Source organism: Ectobacillus ponti, from assembly GCF_024294785.1.
In the GTDB taxonomy this organism is placed as follows: Bacteria; Bacillota; Bacilli; order Bacillales; family Bacillaceae_G; genus Ectobacillus; species Ectobacillus ponti.
In genome coordinates this window covers 1-550 of record NZ_JANCLT010000101.1, presented here as the reverse complement: position 1 = coordinate 550, position 550 = coordinate 1, and the positions used below count along the sequence as shown (strand labels likewise).

General features: G+C 69.5%; 1 protein-coding gene. It reads left to right on the top strand.

Annotated features, from left to right (window positions below):
- Nucleotides 1-83: 83 nt before the first annotated feature.
- The coding region (locus NK662_RS24755) for an RNA-binding protein (protein ID WP_254761374.1) at nucleotides 84-550 on the top strand (467 nt) is incomplete at its 3' end.

The window sequence follows — 550 nt, the reverse complement described above, 5'->3', positions numbered from 1 at the left end:
TCTCCTCCCCCTCCCGGTTCGGTTCGGTTCGGGTCCGGTTCGATTTCGTTTTTTTTTATTCTTCGTGGGGTTGGTGGGAAAGCATGGCGGCGCCGGATGTCGAGTACCGCTGCTTCGTCGGCGGCCTCGCCTGGGCCACCGACGACCGCTCCCTCGAAGCCGCCTTCTCCACCTTCGGCGAGATCCTCGAGTCCAAGATCATCAACGACAGGGAGACGGGGAGGTCACGTGGGTTTGGCTTCGTCACCTTCTCCTCCGAGCAGTCGATGCGCGACGCCATCGAGGGCATGAACGGCAAGGAGCTCGACGGCCGCAACATCACCGTCAATGAGGCCCAGTCCCGCCGCTCCGGCGGCGGAGGCGGGGGCTACGGCGGCGGCGGTGGCGGCTACGGCGGCGGTCGTGGAGGCGGCGGCTACGGAGGAGGTGGCGGCGGCTACGGGCGCCGTGAGGGCGGCTACGGTGGCTACGGCGGCTACGGGCGCCGTGAGGGCGGCTACGGTGCCGCCGCCGCCATGGACGCCTCCGCCGTAGGCGGGGGGACCTCGCT